General features: G+C 71.8%; 11 protein-coding genes and 1 riboswitch. Of the genes, 7 read left to right on the top strand and 4 right to left on the bottom strand.

The genetic code is table 11. From position 1 onward, the window contains the following. The first annotated feature begins 90 nt into the window (after positions 1 to 90). Positions 91 to 1,356 (top strand): hypothetical protein, encoded by a 1,266-nt coding sequence (locus OG627_RS12550; protein WP_329064455.1) that lies wholly within the window; start codon positions 91 to 93, stop codon positions 1,354 to 1,356. Between the two features lie 177 nt (positions 1,357 to 1,533). Then, positions 1,534 to 2,058: a DoxX family protein gene (locus OG627_RS12545; RefSeq protein ID WP_329064453.1), complete on the top strand. Its 525-nt coding sequence runs from the start codon at positions 1,534 to 1,536 to the stop codon at positions 2,056 to 2,058. Between the two features lie 156 nt (positions 2,059 to 2,214). On the opposite strand, the gene OG627_RS12540 is transcribed toward OG627_RS12545, so the two are convergent. Continuing rightward, positions 2,215 to 3,630: a PspC domain-containing protein gene (locus OG627_RS12540; protein WP_329064451.1), complete on the bottom strand. Its 1,416-nt coding sequence runs from the start codon at positions 3,628 to 3,630 to the stop codon at positions 2,215 to 2,217. Positions 3,631 to 3,786: 156 nt separating this feature from the next. Here OG627_RS12540 and OG627_RS12535 point away from each other — a divergent pair, with 156 nt between their 5' ends. The 3 genes from OG627_RS12535 (at position 3,787) to OG627_RS12525 (ending at position 9,302) form a co-directional block, all read left to right on the top strand. Then, positions 3,787 to 5,085 carry a PspC domain-containing protein gene (locus OG627_RS12535; protein WP_329064449.1) on the top strand — a complete coding sequence of 433 codons (1,299 nt, stop codon included), beginning with the start codon at positions 3,787 to 3,789 and terminating at the stop codon, positions 5,083 to 5,085. A 196-nt stretch (positions 5,086 to 5,281) separates the two neighbouring features. Then, the gene (locus OG627_RS12530; protein ID WP_329064447.1) at positions 5,282 to 6,004 is read left to right on the top strand and encodes a response regulator transcription factor; all 723 of its coding nucleotides are present in this window, start codon (positions 5,282 to 5,284) and stop codon (positions 6,002 to 6,004) included. 151 nt (positions 6,005 to 6,155) lie between these two features. Next, positions 6,156 to 9,302, top strand: coding sequence for a glycoside hydrolase family 2 TIM barrel-domain containing protein (locus tag OG627_RS12525; RefSeq protein ID WP_329064445.1), 3,147 nt, complete (start codon positions 6,156 to 6,158; stop codon positions 9,300 to 9,302). A gap of 23 nt (positions 9,303 to 9,325) precedes the next feature. Here the strand turns inward: OG627_RS12525 and OG627_RS12520 are convergent, their stop codons facing one another. Further along, positions 9,326 to 9,706: a hypothetical protein gene (locus OG627_RS12520; protein WP_329064443.1), complete on the bottom strand. Its 381-nt coding sequence runs from the start codon at positions 9,704 to 9,706 to the stop codon at positions 9,326 to 9,328. 183 nt (positions 9,707 to 9,889) lie between these two features. Then, entirely contained in the window at positions 9,890 to 10,948 is a 1,059-nt protein-coding gene (locus tag OG627_RS12515) for a C40 family peptidase (protein WP_329064441.1), read from the bottom strand. Positions 10,949 to 11,181: 233 nt separating this feature from the next. Between OG627_RS12515 and OG627_RS12510 the strand changes: the two genes are divergently transcribed. Continuing rightward, positions 11,182 to 11,535 carry a hypothetical protein gene (locus OG627_RS12510; protein WP_329064439.1) on the top strand — a complete coding sequence of 118 codons (354 nt, stop codon included), beginning with the start codon at positions 11,182 to 11,184 and terminating at the stop codon, positions 11,533 to 11,535. Between the two features lie 43 nt (positions 11,536 to 11,578). On the opposite strand, the gene OG627_RS12505 is transcribed toward OG627_RS12510, so the two are convergent. Beyond that, positions 11,579 to 12,880 (bottom strand): C40 family peptidase, encoded by a 1,302-nt coding sequence (locus OG627_RS12505; protein WP_329064438.1) that lies wholly within the window; start codon positions 12,878 to 12,880, stop codon positions 11,579 to 11,581. Further along, a riboswitch (cyclic di-AMP (ydaO/yuaA leader) is annotated at positions 12,879 to 13,054 on the bottom strand. (Overlaps the previous gene by 2 nt.) Positions 13,055 to 13,359: 305 nt before the next feature. Here OG627_RS12505 and OG627_RS12500 point away from each other — a divergent pair. Further along, on the top strand, positions 13,360 to 15,897 hold the full coding sequence (locus tag OG627_RS12500) for an ATP-dependent DNA helicase (protein WP_329064436.1): 2,538 nt from the start codon (positions 13,360 to 13,362) through the stop codon (positions 15,895 to 15,897). Positions 15,898 to 16,013: the final 116 nt, after the last annotated feature.

Raw genomic sequence — 16,013 nt, 5'->3', positions numbered from 1 at the left:
GCAAACTTCGCGTACCCCCCTCTCCGTGCGGGACAATTCCCTTGCGTTGCAAGGAAGTTCACTCACGGGGCGGGAAGGGCGGCAATCGGCGTGGCGGTGCAGGAGGCGAGGCAGGGCGCGCACGGCGGTGGCTGTACGTGTGGGGGCTGTCCGCACGGGGCCCGGGAGGGACATCGGCGGGCGGTCGCCGCGTTCCTGCTGAAGCGGGACGAGCTGGCCGCCGGGCAGGGGTTGCCGGGGGCGGTCGCGCACTCGGTGGGGGCCTCCCGGCAGTGGGTGTCCGACGAACTCACCGAGTCCGCGCGCGCCGTGGCCGATCGCGGCCGGGAGGCGGGCGACGCCTGGCTGCATTCCGTATGGCGGCACACCCTGCTGGTCGTCTGGGGCGGCGTGCTCGTGCTCGCCCTCGCGCAGGCGATCACCGCGATAGGGGTGGGCTGGTCGGTCGCGCGTACGGCGGGACTGGGCGCCGCGCTGGTCGTCGCCGCGCTGCTGACCGTCGCCGCCCGGCTGCACCGGGCGCGTGGCGGACTCCTCGCGCCGCTGGTCGGTGAGGACAACCGGCTGTCGACCTCGCGGACCGTCGCCTCCGCCTGGGTGTCGCTCGTGGTGTTCGCGGTGCTCGTGCTCGCCCTTCAGCTCGCGGGCGCCTCCGGGCACGACCGGCGCGACGCGCTGATCGCCGGACTCGATCTGGCCCGGGGCGCGGGCATGGTGACCGTGCTGGCCGTGGTGTGCGCCATCGCCGTGGTCGTACGCCGCGTGGTGTCCGACCGGGTGCTGGCGCAGCGGCTCCAGAAGGTACGGGCCGAGCGGCCCCGGCTCGCGGATCTGCTCTGTGACGACGGCGGCCGCGGCAGCTTCACCGATGTGCAGTACGTCCTGGTCAACGGCGTCGCGGTGCTCTTCGCCGCAGTCCGGCTGGCCCGACGGCCCGAGCAACTGCCCGATCTGCCCTGGTCGCTGGCGCTTCTGGTCGTCGTCTCCGCCGCCACCTACTTCGCCGGGAAGTACGCGGAGGGCGGGCGGCCCGTCATCCTGTCCGTGGTGCGGGTCAGGGAGGCCGGCGATCTGGACGCTCCCGTCCGTACCGGCGACGACATCGAGATCCGGGGCGCCGGTTTCGTACCGCCCGGGGCCGCGACGCCGGACCGGCTGGCGCGGATGGTCGTGCGGATCGGCGCGGTCCACGTCCATGTCCCGTTGGTGCCCGTCCCCGGCGGCTTCGCCAACCCGGCGGACAACTGCCTCACCGTGCCCGTCCCGGTGGAGGTGGAGCCGGGAGCGGTCGAGGTGCAGGTCGTGACGGCGGCCGGGGTGGAGACCAACCGGGTGATCGTCGAAGTGCTGGACTGAGGGGGAGAGCGCCGCACGGGTCAGTACCGGCGCACGGGTCAGCACGGCACGAGACCGAGCTGAATACAACTGAACGAATTCGGCCGGTTGTTATTCGACTTTGACGCGGACTGGTTCACTGGGGTCCTGAAGTGTTCGCGCGCAGGTGCGGACGGACAGGGGAGAGGCGGACCAGCGATGACGTTTGGCTACCGGACGGACACCTACGGGCTGGGCGTCGGCGGCGGTGACCGGGGCGGCCTGCGCGAGAGCGCCGCACGCTACGCCCTGCTTCCGCTGCGGCTCTTCCTCGGTGTCACCTTCATCTACGCGGGCATCGACAAGCTCACCCAGAGCGGATTCTTCGCCGCCACCGGCACCGGCTCCATCGGGGAGCTGATGCGCGGCGTCCGGGACAGCTCCGCCATCCCCGCCCTGGTGGACCTGGCCCTCAAGAGCCCCTCCGGGTTCGGATACGCCATCGCCCTGGGCGAACTGGCCGTCGGCCTCGGCACCCTCTTCGGAGTCTTCGCCCGGCTCGCGGCGGTCGGCGGCGTCCTGATCTCGCTCAGCCTCTGGCTGACGGTGAGCTGGCAGAGCACCCCCTACTACTACGGCAACGACCTGCCCTATCTCATGGCCTGGCTACCGCTCGTACTCGCCGGCGCCCCGGTGTTCTCACTGGATGCCTTGCTGGCCGGGCGACGGCGTCGTATGCGGTAGTTCACCCAGGTCGCGAGCGCCGCGAGACACAGACCGTCCCAGACCACGACCAGGGCCAGATACCACGGCGCGTGCCAGACGCCCGCGGCGTCACCCAGATACGGCACGGCCGCGCCCAGGGCCGTCAGCCCCACGATCAGCCGGCCCGGCTTGAATTCATGACGCGGCACGGGCCACCTCCACCTGGCCGAAGCCCACTTCGAGGTTCAGCCTCAGCGTGCCCGCCCGTGTCTCACTCGTGTCCTTGCCCGTGCCCGTGCCCGTGCCCGCGTCCGTGCCCGTACTGGTGCTCGTGCTCGGTGGCAGCGTGAGCCGCCGTGTCTGGTTCGCGGAGACGTTCGCTTCATCGGCGCGCTCTCCCGGGAACCGCACATTCCCGAAGTCCGCCTTGGCGTTCACCCGCACGGTCACTCCTTCCGGGATGACAACTCTCAGCTGCCCCGCGGCCACCCTGGCGGAGGTGCTGACGGTCTGCCCCTCGGGCACCTTGAGCCCCCGCAGGTCCAGGGTGCCCCTGCCCGAACTCAGCTCGTAGCGGGGCTGGACGGCGGCGGCCGAGGCCGCCGTCCACTGCTGGTCGCTCCACCGCGTGGAGATGTCCTTCGGTATCACCGACGCACCGGACAGCAGCCCGGCCGTGAGCACCACGAGCAGGATCGTGCCCATGCCCGTACGCCCCAGGAAGCTGCTGACGACGAGACCGATCCCGAACACGGCGAGCGCGGCGGCGAGGCCGATCTGCACGCTCGTGCCCAGCGGGTGGTCCTCCCACGAAAGACCCGTGCCCAGCCCCGCGGCCAGCAGGGCGAGGAGGAAGAACAGCCCCGCTATCGCGCGCGGTCCCCGTGGGCGGGGCGGGCGCGGCGGGGCGACCCGGTGCCACCCCCACGGCTGCGCCTGGGTCTGCGCCCCGGTGCCGTCGGGGCCCCACAGATAGTCCGTCCCGGGCGGACCGAAACCGCCGGGGCCGCCACGGCCGTCCTTGGAGATCGGATCCCGCCACCACGAAGGGCTGCCGGGTGTCGGTGGCGCCATCGTCTCCGGCGGAGCCTCCGCCGCCGCGTGCGCCGAGGAAGGATCCGACGGCGCGCGGTCCGCCGGGGCGCCGCGCCTGCGCTGGGACCAGACGGCGGCCCCCACGACCGCGATCGACAGCAGCCCGGCGAAGCTCAGCGTCTCCCGGTTACCCAGCATCGACAGGAACAGCCCGCAGCCGATCAGCGCGAGCAGCACGGCGATCAGCGAGGCGCCGTCCACCCGCCCCGACAGCAGCCTGCGCCCCTCGTTCTCCTCCTCGCCCTCGAGCGGGATCAGCAGCCAGGCGAAACCGTAGAAGATCAGCCCGACGCCCCCCGTCACCGTGAGCACGCCGATCACGATCCGGAAGACGACCGGGTCGATGTCGCAGTGCTTGCCCAGCCCGCCGCACACCCCGGCGAACACCTTCTGCCGCTGGCTGCGCCGCAGCTGCGAGAGCGCGGGCGGCGGGGTGGCTGAAGGAGACGCGGAGCCCGAAGCGGAACCCGGCGCCGAAGGCGGCGCGGGCGGCGGTGGAGACGGCGGCTGGGTCATACGTCCATGGTGCGGGCGCGGGCGCCGCGGCTCTACCGGCACCGACCCCGGACTGTCCCTGATATTGATCCCGGGCATCCCGGGGCCGGGATCAGGGTCGCGTCAGGGGTCCGCCCCTGATGCCCCGGCCCGGTCCGCCGTGTGACCATCGTTGACATGCCAGCCGCCCCGCCACGTGCCGCCGCGTCCTCCGCCTCCCGTGCGCCCGCGCCCGAGGAGCAGCCGGTGCGCAAGCTGTACCGCAGCGCGGACGGCAGGCTGCTCGGCGGGGTGGCGCGCGGGCTCGCCGGCCATCTCGGACTGCCGGTGGTCTGGGTGCGGATGGTCTTCCTCATCCTCTTCTTCGCGCAGGGCCTCGGCGCCCTGCTCTATGCCGTCTTCTGGATCGTCGTCCCGCTCGGCATCGGCGGCACCGCCGCCGAGCCGCGCTCGCTCTTCGAGATCAGCCCGGACGGCCGGCGCCGTCTGCGCAAGCCCGACAAGGGACAGATCTTCGCGCTGATCGCGCTGGTGATCAGCGCCGGTACGTTCATCGGCAACGTCAGCCTGGGCCGCAACGAGGCCGACCGCTACATCTGGCCGACGCTCCTGATAGGCGCGGGAGTCGTCCTGGTCTGGCGCCAGGCGGACAACGCGCGCCGTGCCCGCTGGGCCGAGGCGGGCAGGAACCGCCGGGCGCTCCAGCTCGCGCGCGGTGTCGCGGGCGTCGCCCTGGTCGGTCTCGGGCTGGCCGTCTTCATGGTGGTGCGCGGCTCGGCGGCCCAGTTCGGAAACGTGCTGACCGGAGCGATCGCCGTCGTGGCCGGGGTGGCGCTGCTCGCCGGGCCCTGGCTCGTCCGGATGACGCAGGACCTCTCCGAGGAGCGGCTGATGCGCATCCGCGCGCAGGAGCGGGCCGAGGTCGCCGCCCATGTCCATGACTCCGTGCTGCACACCCTCACCCTCATCCAGCGCAACGCCGACGAGGCGGGCGAGGTCCGCCGGCTCGCCCGCGCCCAGGAGCGTGAGCTGCGTGCCTGGCTCTACCGGCCGGAGGGCACGGGCAAGGACGAGGAGGACGAGCCCAGCACTCTCGCCGAGGCCGTCAAGCGGACGGCGGCCGAGGTGGAGGACTACCACGGGGTGCCGATCGAGGTCGTGGTCGTCGGGGACTGCCCGCTCGACGAGAAGCTGGCCGCGCAGATACAGGCGGCGCGCGAGGCGATGGTCAATGCCGCCAAGTACGGGGGCGAGGGCGGCGCGGTGCAGGTCTTCGCCGAGGTGGAGGGGCGCACGGTCTTCATCTCCGTACGGGACCGGGGGCCCGGCTTCGACCCGGACGCGGTGCCCGCCGACCGGATGGGCGTCCGCGAGTCGATCATCGGCCGTATGCAGCGCAACGGCGGCACGGCCCGGCTGAGCGCGGCGCCCGGCGGCGGCACGGAAGTCGAGTTGGAGATGGAGCGGGCCGAATGACACCGAGGCGAATGACACCGGGCCGAATGACGCCGAGGCCGAATGGCATCCCGTTTGCGCAGGCCCCGGCCCTGGGTGACTTCCGGTCGAATGAGCCGGGACCGTACGGTAATAGTGCCGCGACGGGGCGGAGCCGACCGGGAGAGACACTGGTGCCGCACGGGCGGCGCAGCGACGAGGGCGAGGGGCAGTGACCATGAGCGAGGGCGTACAGGCCGAGGGCACGGGGGCGCGGGGCGCGGACCGGGCCGGGGACGGCCGGCGGGCGCGGGTCGTGCTCGTCGACGACCACCGGATGTTCCGCACCGGCGTCCAGGCCGAGATCGGCCGTACGGAGCTGACGGGCGTCGAGGTCGTGGGTGAGGCGGCCGACGTCGACCAGGCGGTCACGGTGATCAACGCGACCCGTCCCGAGGTCGTGCTGCTCGATGTCCATCTGCCGGGTGGCGGCGGTGTGGAGGTGCTGCGCCGCTGCGCGCCGCTGATGGGCGCCGTGGAGAACCCGGTGCGGTTCCTGGCGCTGTCGGTCTCCGACGCCGCCGAGGACGTCATCGGGGTCATCAGGGGCGGCGCCCGGGGCTACGTCACCAAAACGATCACCGGCACCGACCTGGTCGACTCGGTCTTCCGGGTCCAGGAGGGCGACGCGGTCTTCTCACCGAGGCTGGCCGGCTTCGTCCTGGACGCGTTCGCGTCGACGGACGCGCCGCCGGTGGACGAGGACCTGGACCGGCTCACCCAGCGGGAGCGCGAGGTGCTGCGGCTGATCGCGCGGGGCTACGCGTACAAGGAGATCGCCAAGCAGCTGTTCATCTCGGTGAAGACCGTGGAATCGCATGTCTCGGCGGTGCTGCGCAAGCTCCAGCTCTCCAACCGCCATGAACTCACCCGCTGGGCGACGGCCCGCAGGCTGGTCTGAGGCGGCCGGTCCGCGGAGGTCGGTCCGCGGAGGCCGGTCCGAGGAGGCGTGCTTGGCGTGTTCATGGTGAAAGGTGGTGCGTGCCTCTTGACCCCGGTCGGCACCGGTTGATGCCCTGTGTGGTGTCGCGCGCCTACCGAGGGAGAACGCTTTGACGGTCCCACGCAGGACACTCCTGATCGCCGGCACCGCCGCACCTCTGGCCGGCGCGCTCGCCCAGGGCACCGCGAACGCCGCGGGCACCGTACCCGCGCCGGACACCCGTACTGCCCCGGCCAGGACCATCGAACTCACCGACGGCTGGCGCTTCGCCCTCGTCAATCCCGCCGGCATCACCGATCCGACCGGCGCCTACGCCACCGCCGCGCAGCCCGGCCACGACGACTCCGGCTGGCGCGAGGTCCGGGTACCCCACGACTGGAGCATCGAACTCACCCCCACCGCCGACTCCGGCACCACCTCCGGCACCGGCTTCTTCCCCGGCGGCCTCGGCTGGTACCGGAACACCTTCACCCTGCCGCCCGCGCTCGCCGGCCGCCGGATCTCCGTCGAGTTCGACGGCGTCTACATGGACGCGTACGTCCACTGCAACGGCACACTCGTCGGCAACCACCCCTACGGCTACACCGGGTTCGCCCTCGACCTCACCGACCTGCTGCACACCGACGGCACCACCCCCAACGTCATCGCCGTCGAAGTACGCAACCGGCTGCCCAGCAGCCGCTGGTACTCGGGCAGCGGCATCCACCGCAGCGCCCGGCTGGTCGTCACCGACCCCGTACACGTGCGGCGCTGGGGCACGTACGTGACGACGCCCGGCCTCGCCGACACGATCGGCTCCGGCCGCGCCACCGTCCGCGCGCGGATCGAGATCGGGAACGAGTCCGGCGCCGCCCGGCCGGTCACCGTCGTCACCACCGTCCGCGATCCCGACGGCCGGGCCGTGGCGCGGGAGACCTCGAAGCTCGACGTACCGGCGGAATCACCGGCCACCGCGGATCTGGAGATGACCGTCGCCCGGCCCCTGCTGTGGTCCTTCGACACCCCGCGGCTGTACACCCTGGACACCGAGTTACGGTCCGGCGGCGCCACGCTCGACACGTACCGCACCACCTTCGGCTTCCGCTACGTCACCATCGGCTCCGAGACCGGACTCTCCCTCAACGGCGAACACACCAAGGTCCGCGGCGTCAACCTCCACCACGACCTGGGCGCGCTGGGCTCCGCCACCCACGAGGACGCCATCGTCCGCCAGCTCACCCTCATGAAGTCCATGGGCGTCAACGCGTACCGCTCCTCGCACAACCCGCCCTCCCCCGAGCTGATCCGGGCCTGCGAGCGGCTCGGCGTCATCATGATGGTCGAGGCGTTCGACTGCTGGCAGACCCGCAAGACCAGCTACGACTACGCCCGCTTCTTCGACGCCCACAGCGACGCCGACATCGCCGAGATGGTGCGCGCCGCCCGCAATTCGCCCGCCGTCGTCATGTGGTCCATCGGCAACGAGATCCCCGACTCCACCGGCGCCACCGGCCCGGCCACGGCCCGGCGCCTCATCGACGGCGTCCGCGCCCTCGACGACACCCGGCCCGTCGTGATCGGCTCGGACAAGTACCGCTCCCTGCCCGCCGTGGGCTCACCGGCGGACCTCATGCTCGCCGAACTCGACGGACTCGGCCTGAACTACAACACGGCCGCCTCGGTCGACGCCCTGCACGCGCGCTACCCGCACCTGTTCCTCTTCGAGTCCGAATCCTCCTCCCAGACCTCCACCCGCTCCACCTACCAGGAGCCCGAACACCTCAACACCGGCGAGAACCACACCCCCGGCAGACGCGCGACCTCCAGTTACGACAACAACCTCGCCCCCTGGACGATGAGCGGCGAGTACGGGCTGAAGAAGGACCGGGACCGCCGCTTCTTCGCCGGACAGTTCCTCTGGACCGGCATCGACTACATCGGCGAGCCCACCCCGTACGACGTGTTTCCCGTGAAGGCGTCGTTCTTCGGCGCGATGGACACGGCCGGCTTCCCCAAGGACATGTACTACCTGTTCCGGAGCCAGTGGAGCGAGCTGCCCATGGTCCACCTGCTGCCCATGGACTGGACCGGCCACCGGCGCGGCGAGAACGTCGAGGTCTGGGCCTACTCCAACGCGGACACGGTGGAGCTGTTCCTCAACGGCACGTCCCTGGGCGTGCGGAGCTTCGACATCAAGAGGACCACCGACGGCCGGACCTACCGCGAGACCACGGAGGCCACCGGCGACGACAGGACCGTCACCTCGGGCCCGTACCCCGGCAGTTACACCAGCCCCAACGGCAGCGCGGGCAAACTGCACCTCAGCTGGCGCGTCCCCTTCGCGCCGGGCGTGCTCAAGGCCGTCGCCCGGCGCGCAGGCCGTACGGTGGCGACCGACGTGCTGCGCACCGCCGGGCGGCCGTACACCGTACGGCTCACCCCGGACCGCACCCGGGTCGACGCGGACGGCCGCGCGCTCTGCTTCGTCACCGCCGAGGTCATCGACGACCACGGCGTGGTGGTGCCCGACGCCGGCCACCGCATCGCCTTCACGGCCACCGGCGGCTCGCTGGCCGGCCTGGACAACGGGCGCCAGGAGAGCGCCGAGCGCTACCAGGCATCCACCCGGACCGCCTTCCACGGCAAGGCCCTCGCCGTGGTCCGCGCCGGTACCACCGCCGGTACGCTCACGCTCACCGCCCGCGCGGACGGGCTGCGCACCGCCACGACCACGGTGCGCGCCACGGCCGTACGCGACGCGTCGACGACCCCGCCCCGGACCTTCGCACCCGACCCCGGGCCGGCAGCGCCGGGCGGTCCGACGGCCGACGCGAGCTACTCCGGGGCGCCGGACACTCTGCCCGCCGCCATGCTCGACGGCTCCCCGGACACCGGCTGGTCGAACGCCTTCGCCAAGCCGGCCACCGCGCTGCTGCCCGCCTTCAGCGGCGCCCGCCCGGCCGACTGGATATCCGTGGCCTGGCCCGGCCCCCGCACCTTCGGCTCGGTCGAGGTCTCCTTCACCGTCGGCGCGCGGCACACCCTGCCCGCCTCGATCACCGTCTCCTACTGGGACGGGGACCGGTACGCCGCCGTACGGCACCAGAGCGTCGACTGGGCCACCGCCTCCGACGAGCCGACGGTCATCACCTTCGACCGGGTCACCGGCTCCCGGATCAGGCTGGAGCTGACCAGCGCGCACCCGGGGACCGCCCAGGGCGCGCAACGCGTCACCACGATCCAGGTGCCGGACGCCAGGAGCAGTGCCACCGGGTGACACGGCAGTACGTCACCCGGACGCTACGAGCAGTGCCACCGGGTGACGTACAGCCGGCCCCCGCGGTCCTCCAGCACGCCACGGACGCACTCACCCGGCTCGGTGTCGATCACGCCGGACAGCTCCGCGTGGCCGTGCCGGGTCGTCCGCGTGCCGAACCAGCCGGGAAACGCGGTGATCCGGCTGTCCTTGCGCTGATAACCGAGCCGTACGGCGACCTCGGACCGGCCCGGGTGCCGGGTGTAACGCGTGGTGAAGGCGCCCGTGCCGCCGATCGGGCCCTCGACGCAGAGCCGGCCGCCGGAGAGGTCGCCGCAGCCCCGGGGGGTGACGCCGACGGGTGCCAGGACGAAGAGCGAGCCCACGAGGAGCCCGGTCGCGCGGACCGCGGTGGCACGTCTCACAGCTTCCCTCTTTCGCCCGCCCCCTCGGTTCCGTACCGCTCCGTACTGTTCCGCTGCTCATCGTGGATCAGCGGAGGGCACGGGGCACCCCGGCGGGACCCAAGCGGGGCGGGCCGGGGGCCCGGGTGGGCGAGCCCGGGGCCCGGGTGGCCCCCTGGACGGCGCTACTTTCGCAACACGCCCCTAGGCAGGGCGCGCGGCGCCCGCGAAGGGCATCTGGTCGATCGGCGCGAGCCGGACCGCCGAGCCGGGGCGCGGGGCGTGGATCATCTGCCCGCCGCCGACATAGATCCCGACATGGCTGACACCGGAGAAGAAGAAGACCAGGTCACCCGGGGCGAGCTGATCGCGGCCCACCCGCCGGCCCGCGTTGATCTGGGTGTACGTGGTGCGCGGCAGCGAGACCCCGGCCGAGCGCCAGGCGGCCTGGGTCAGCCCCGAGCAGTCGAAGGAACCGGGCCCGGTGGCGCCCCACACGTACGGCTTGCCGATGGCCCCGTAGGCGAAGGAGACGGCCGCCGAGGCGCGGGAGTTCGGCGCGGGCACGGCGCCCGCCCGCTGCCCCCGGCCCTGCCCCTGCTGCCCGTCGGAATCCGGAGCGTTCCGCTGGTCGTACCGGGCGCGCTGCGCGGTGGTGAGCCGGTCCAGCAGCCGCTGGGCCGAGTCCAGCTTGGCCCGGACGTCGGACTTGTGCCGGGCCAGTTCGGACTGACGGGCCCTGAGATCCGCCACCCGGCTGTCGGCCCGCGCGCGCAGCCCGGCGATCTGCCCGAGTTCCCGGCGGATCGACGCGATCATCGCGGCCTGCCGGGCGCCGGTCCGTTCGGCCAGCGCCGCGCCTTCGAGGAATTCCTCGGGCTTGGAGCTGAGACCGAGCTGTACGGCGGGATCGAGGCCGCCGGAGCGGTACTGCGCGGCGGCGATCGAACCGAGCGCGTCGCGCGAGGTGTTGAGCCCCTCCGCCCTGCGGGCGGCCTCGTCGCGCAGCAGGGTGAGCGAGGCACGGGCGTCGTCCGCCTTCACCTTCGCGCCGTTGTACCGCTCGGTGGCGCTCTCCGCCTGCTCGTACAGCCGGTCCACCTTGGCCTTGACCTGCGCGGCCGTCAGCCGGGGCTCGGCGTGCGCGGGGGAGGGGGCGACCGCGGTGGTGGCGGTCGCGGCTCCGGCGAGCGCGAGAGTGGCGGCCGTCCGGCCGGCCTGGCCGGAGAGCGGGCGCTGTTTACGTTTGCGGTGCGCAGCCACGGGGGCGTCCACGTCCTTCTGTCCGTCTGCTGTCTCTGGAGAAGGACGCTAAGGCTCCAGATCACGATCCGGCCTCGGCAGGACGGTATTGCCCGGAGCCGACCAATCCCGAGCGCTTTGCGATCGGGACGCTACGGGGGTTACGTCACTCTGCGGCCGTGCTGTGACCGGAATCGCGACTGAGGGGTGCCTTACCGAAGAGTGCTGATATGGGCGCCACTAGGCTCCGAATCATGGACGTACTGATCAATCTCTTTGTCGCCCTGCACATCATCGGCATAGCCTCGCTGCTCGGCGGCTTCCTCACCCAGATGAAGTCGATGAGCGCGGGAACGGCCCGGTTCAGCCCGGCGATGCTGCACGGCGCGCTGACGATGCTGATCACCGGGATGGCGCTGGTGGGCCTCAACCAGGCCGACGGCCACACGCTGAACAACATCAAGATCGGCGTCAAGATGGCCGTCCTGATCGTGATCCTCGGCATCGTCTATGTGAAGCGCGACGAGGAGACCGCCCCGAAGCCGCTGTTCGGCGCGGTGGGCGGGCTGACCGTGGCCAACATCCTCATCGCGACGCTCTGGACCTGACCCACGCGCGTTCCGTCGGCCAGGTCCTCGCGGGAGCGGCCGGTCAGGCCGGGCGGACGCTGCCGTGGATCGGCATGTAGTAGATCGATTCCTCGCGGACGTTCGCGCCCGGCTTGGGAGCGTGGATCATCATGCCGTCGCCGATGTAGATGCCCACGTGGCTGACGTCGTCGTAGAAAAAGACCAGATCGCCAGGGAGAAGGCCGTCGGTCGCGACGCGGGTGCCGGTGTTCGCCTGGTCCCAGGTGGTGCGCGGCAGCTCCACGCCGGCCACCTTCCACGCGGCCTGCGTCAGCCCCGAGCAGTCGTACGAGCTGGGGCCCGAGGCGCCCCAGACGTACGGCTTGCCGATCTGCGCGCGGGCGAAGGCGAGCACCTTCGCGGCCTTGGTGGCGTACGCGCTGCCCGCCGAGGAGGGCGTGCCTCCCGCGGCGCCTCCCGCGGCGCCGCCCGCGGTGCTGCCCGTAGCGCCTGCCGTACCGGCGCCGGCGTCCGTGCCCGTCGTACCCGTGCCCGTCGTACCCGCGCCCGTGGCGGCCGGGGACTCGGGCCCGGCGGCGGAGGGCTGCTCCTGCCGCTCGCGCCGTTCCTGGCGCTCCTGCCGCTCGCGCTCGGCTGCCCGCGCCGCGGCGTGGGCAGCCGCCTTGGACTTGGCCTCGGCCTCGCGCCGCGCCTCGTCCTCCTTCTTGCGCTCCAGGGCGGCCAGCCGGGCCCGCTCCTCGGAGGTCAGCCTTGTCAGCAGCGTGCGCGCCTCGGCCAGCTTCTTCTGGACGGTCTCCTTGCTGGTGCGCAGCGAGGTCTGCGAGTCGGCGAGCGACTCCAGGCTCTCGGTGGCCCGCTCGCGCTGCCGCGCCAGGTCGGCCTGCTGGGACTGGAAGTCCGCGACGGCGCCCTGCCGGCGCTCGGCCAGCCGGTCCGTCACCTCTTTCTGCTCCAGGAACGACTGCGGGCTGTCCGCGAAGATCAGGGCGGCGGTCGGCGCGACGGTGCCCTCGCGGTACTGCGTGGCGGCGTACGAACCGAGCGTGCGGCGGGCCTCGTTCAGCTTGTCGGCGCTCTTGGCGACGTTGTCGCGTACCCGGTCGACCGTGCTCTTCTGCTTCGCCGTGGCCGTCTTCGCCTTGTTGTACTGCTGCGTCGCGCTCCCGGCCTGGCGGTACAGGTCGTCGACCTTCTTCTGTACCTCTTCGACCGAGGGGTTCGGCTCGGCGGGCGCGGCGGCCGCGCCCTGCGTCGACAGCAGCGTGACCGAGGCGATGGCGGCCGTGGTGACCCCGACGGCAGGGGAGTTGGTGCCTACGCCGCTACGGGTGCGCGACTTGCGATGCGACGCCAAGGTCGGCATCTCCTTCCGTGGACCGCCTACCGGGTTAGCTGTCGGGTTCGGGCGGAACGGAAGGCTGCCCTACGGGCCTTGTGCGTACGGGGAAGCGTACGGCCCGATTCACCCCGGTGGTGCAGAGTGGGTCCCCGGTTTCGAACTTCCCTGCGGGAAGGCCGAATTCGGCGCGGGCCGCCCGCTTGGCGTGGGTCGCCTGGGGGATACGGGCTGCCTGATCGAGCACGCTAGCCAAATTGTGCTGCTGATGTGAAGGTGGATGGTCGATATGCCCGAAACATTTTCGTGACCATTTGCGGGAGTGAGGTGCGAGGCGGGCCAAGGGAGGGTATAGCGTCACGCTCGGTAATTCCTTGATCGCTTGATCGTAGGTGCGGCGGGGGTGCGGAGTCCACCGCTCGGCGGGGTCGCGCAACTCACACGGGCGCGGAGACTTCGGGAGGCGGGCGCGGACTGTCAGTGCGGCGGCCTAGACTCGGAAGGCGATGAGCAGCCTCTTTGACGACAGTTTCCTGGCGGACCTCCAGCCCTCCGGTGACGGGCACCCGCCGCCGCCCGAGGAGCCGGACGACCACGCCCCGGAGCAGGTGCCCGACGACCTCTTCGGGGGCGCGTTCGACGCGCCGCCGACACGGGACCCGTACCACCGCGACGGCGCCCCGCGCTCGGTCGTCGATCCCGCCGCGCTGCTCGACGGGCTGAACGACGAGCAGCGCGCCGCCGTCGTGCACACCGGATCGCCCCTGCTCATCGTGGCCGGGGCCGGATCCGGCAAGACGCGCGTGCTGACCCACCGGATCGCGCATCTGCTGGGGACCCGCAGCGTCCACCCCGGGCAGATACTGGCGATCACCTTCACCAACAAGGCCGCCGGTGAGATGAAGGAGCGCGTCGGGCAACTCGTCGGCCCGCGCGCCAACGCCATGTGGGTCATGACCTTCCACAGCGCCTGCGTGCGGATCCTGCGCCGGGAGTCGAAGAGGCTCGGCTTCACCTCGTCCTTCTCGATCTACGACGCGGCCGACTCCAAGCGCCTGATGGCCCTGGTCTGCCGCGATCTGGACCTCGACCCCAAGCGCTACCCGCCCAAGTCCTTCAGCGCCAAGATCTCGAACCTGAAGAACGAGCTGATCGACGAGGAGACCTTCGCCGGTCAGGCGGCCGACGGCTTCGAGAAGATGCTCGCCGAGGCGTACCGGATGTACCAGGGGCGGCTGCGCGAGGCCAACGCCCTGGACTTCGACGACATCATCATGACCACCGTCCATCTGCTCCAGGCGTTCCCCGACGTCGCCGAGCACTACCGGCTGCGCTTCCGGCATGTCCTGGTGGACGAGTACCAGGACACCAACCACGCGCAGTACACGCTCGTACGCGAGCTGGTGGGCCCCTCGGGCGAGGGACACCACCCGGCCGAGCTGTGCGTGGTCGGGGACGCCGACCAGTCGATCTACGCCTTCCGGGGCGCCACGATCCGCAACATCCTCCAGTTCGAGGAGGACTACCCCGACGCGACCACGATCCTCCTGGAGCAGAACTACCGCTCCACGCAGACGATCCTCAGCGCCGCCAACGCGGTCATCGAGCGCAACGAGAGCCGCCGCCCGAAGAACCTGTGGACGAACGCCGGAGCCGGCGCCCGGATCACCGGCTATGTCGCGGACACGGAGCACGACGAGGCGCAGTTCGTCGCGGACGAGATCGACCGGCTGACGGACTCGGGCGAGGCCAGGGCGGGCGACGTAGCGGTCTTCTACCGGACGAACGCGCAGTCGCGTGTCTTCGAGGAGATCTTCATCCGGGTCGGCCTGCCGTACAAGGTCGTCGGCGGCGTGCGCTTCTACGAGCGCAAGGAGGTCCGCGACGTCCTGGCCTACCTGCGGGTGCTGGCCAATCCGGAGGACAACGTACCGCTGCGCAGGATCCTCAACGTGCCCAAGCGCGGCATCGGGGACCGCGCGGAGGCGATGATCGACGCCCTCGCCCTCCGGGAGAAGATCACCTTCCCGCAGGCGCTGCGGCGCGTGGACGAGGCGTACGGGATGGCGGCGCGCTCCGCCAACGCCGTCAAGCGCTTCAACACGCTGATGGAGGACCTGCGCACGATCGTGGAGTCGGGAGCGGGCCCCGCGACGGTCCTGGAGGCCGTGTTCGAACGGACCGGCTATCTGGCGGAGCTTCAGGCGTCGACGGACCCGCAGGACGAGACGCGGATCGAGAACCTCCAGGAACTGGCGGCGGTGGCGCTGGAGTTCGAGCAGGAGCGCGGCCAGGCGGCGGGACGGAACGAGGGGCAGGACGACGAAGGACAGGACGGGGGAGAGGGACAGACCGAGGGCGACGGCGCCGCCGTCGTGCCCGCCGGGCCTCCCACTCTCGCCGAGTTCCTGGAGAAGGTGGCCCTCGTGGCCGACTCCGACCAGATCCCCGACGAGGACGAGGACGGCTCCGGGGTCATCACGCTGATGACGCTGCACACCGCCAAGGGCCTGGAGTTCCCGGTGGTGTTCCTGTCGGGCATGGAGGACGGCGTCTTCCCGCACATGCGTTCCCTGGGCCAGACGAAGGAGCTGGAGGAGGAGCGGCGGCTCGCGTACGTCGGCATCACGCGCGCCCGTGAACGGCTCTATCTGACGCGGTCGTCGATGCGCAGCGCCTGGGGGCAGCCCGCTTACAACCCGCCGTCGCGGTTCCTGGAGGAGATTCCGGGCGAGCATCTGGAGTGGAAGCGGACCGGCGCGCAGATCCCGGCGGGCCCGGTGTCCGGGATCACGTCCTCGCTGTCGTCCTCGGCCGCCGCGCGGTCTCGCTCCGGCGGTCCCACGGGGTTCGCCACCCGGCGTGCGACCGACAAGCCGGTGATCTCCCTGGCCATCGGGGACCGCGTCACACACGACCAGTTCGGCCTCGGCACGGTGATGGCGGTGACGGGTACGGGCGCGGACGCGCAGGTGACGGTCGACTTCGGGGACACCAAGCCCAAGCGGCTGCTGCTGCGGTACGCGCCGGTCGAGAAGCTGTAGGCGCGGGCGCGCGCGGCCGAGAACGGACCGGGGCCCGCTCCTGAGAGGGGGCCTCGGTCCGATCGTACGTATATGGGTGCGGCGGATAGCGGACGGGAACGGCGGCGGCCGTCGCT

Origin of the sequence: Streptomyces sp. NBC_01429, assembly GCF_036231945.1 — a bacterium.
In the GTDB taxonomy this organism is placed as follows: domain Bacteria; phylum Actinomycetota; class Actinomycetes; order Streptomycetales; family Streptomycetaceae; genus Streptomyces.
The sequence above is the reverse complement of the archived record's forward strand: the minus strand, read 5'-3'. Positions and strand labels throughout refer to the sequence as shown.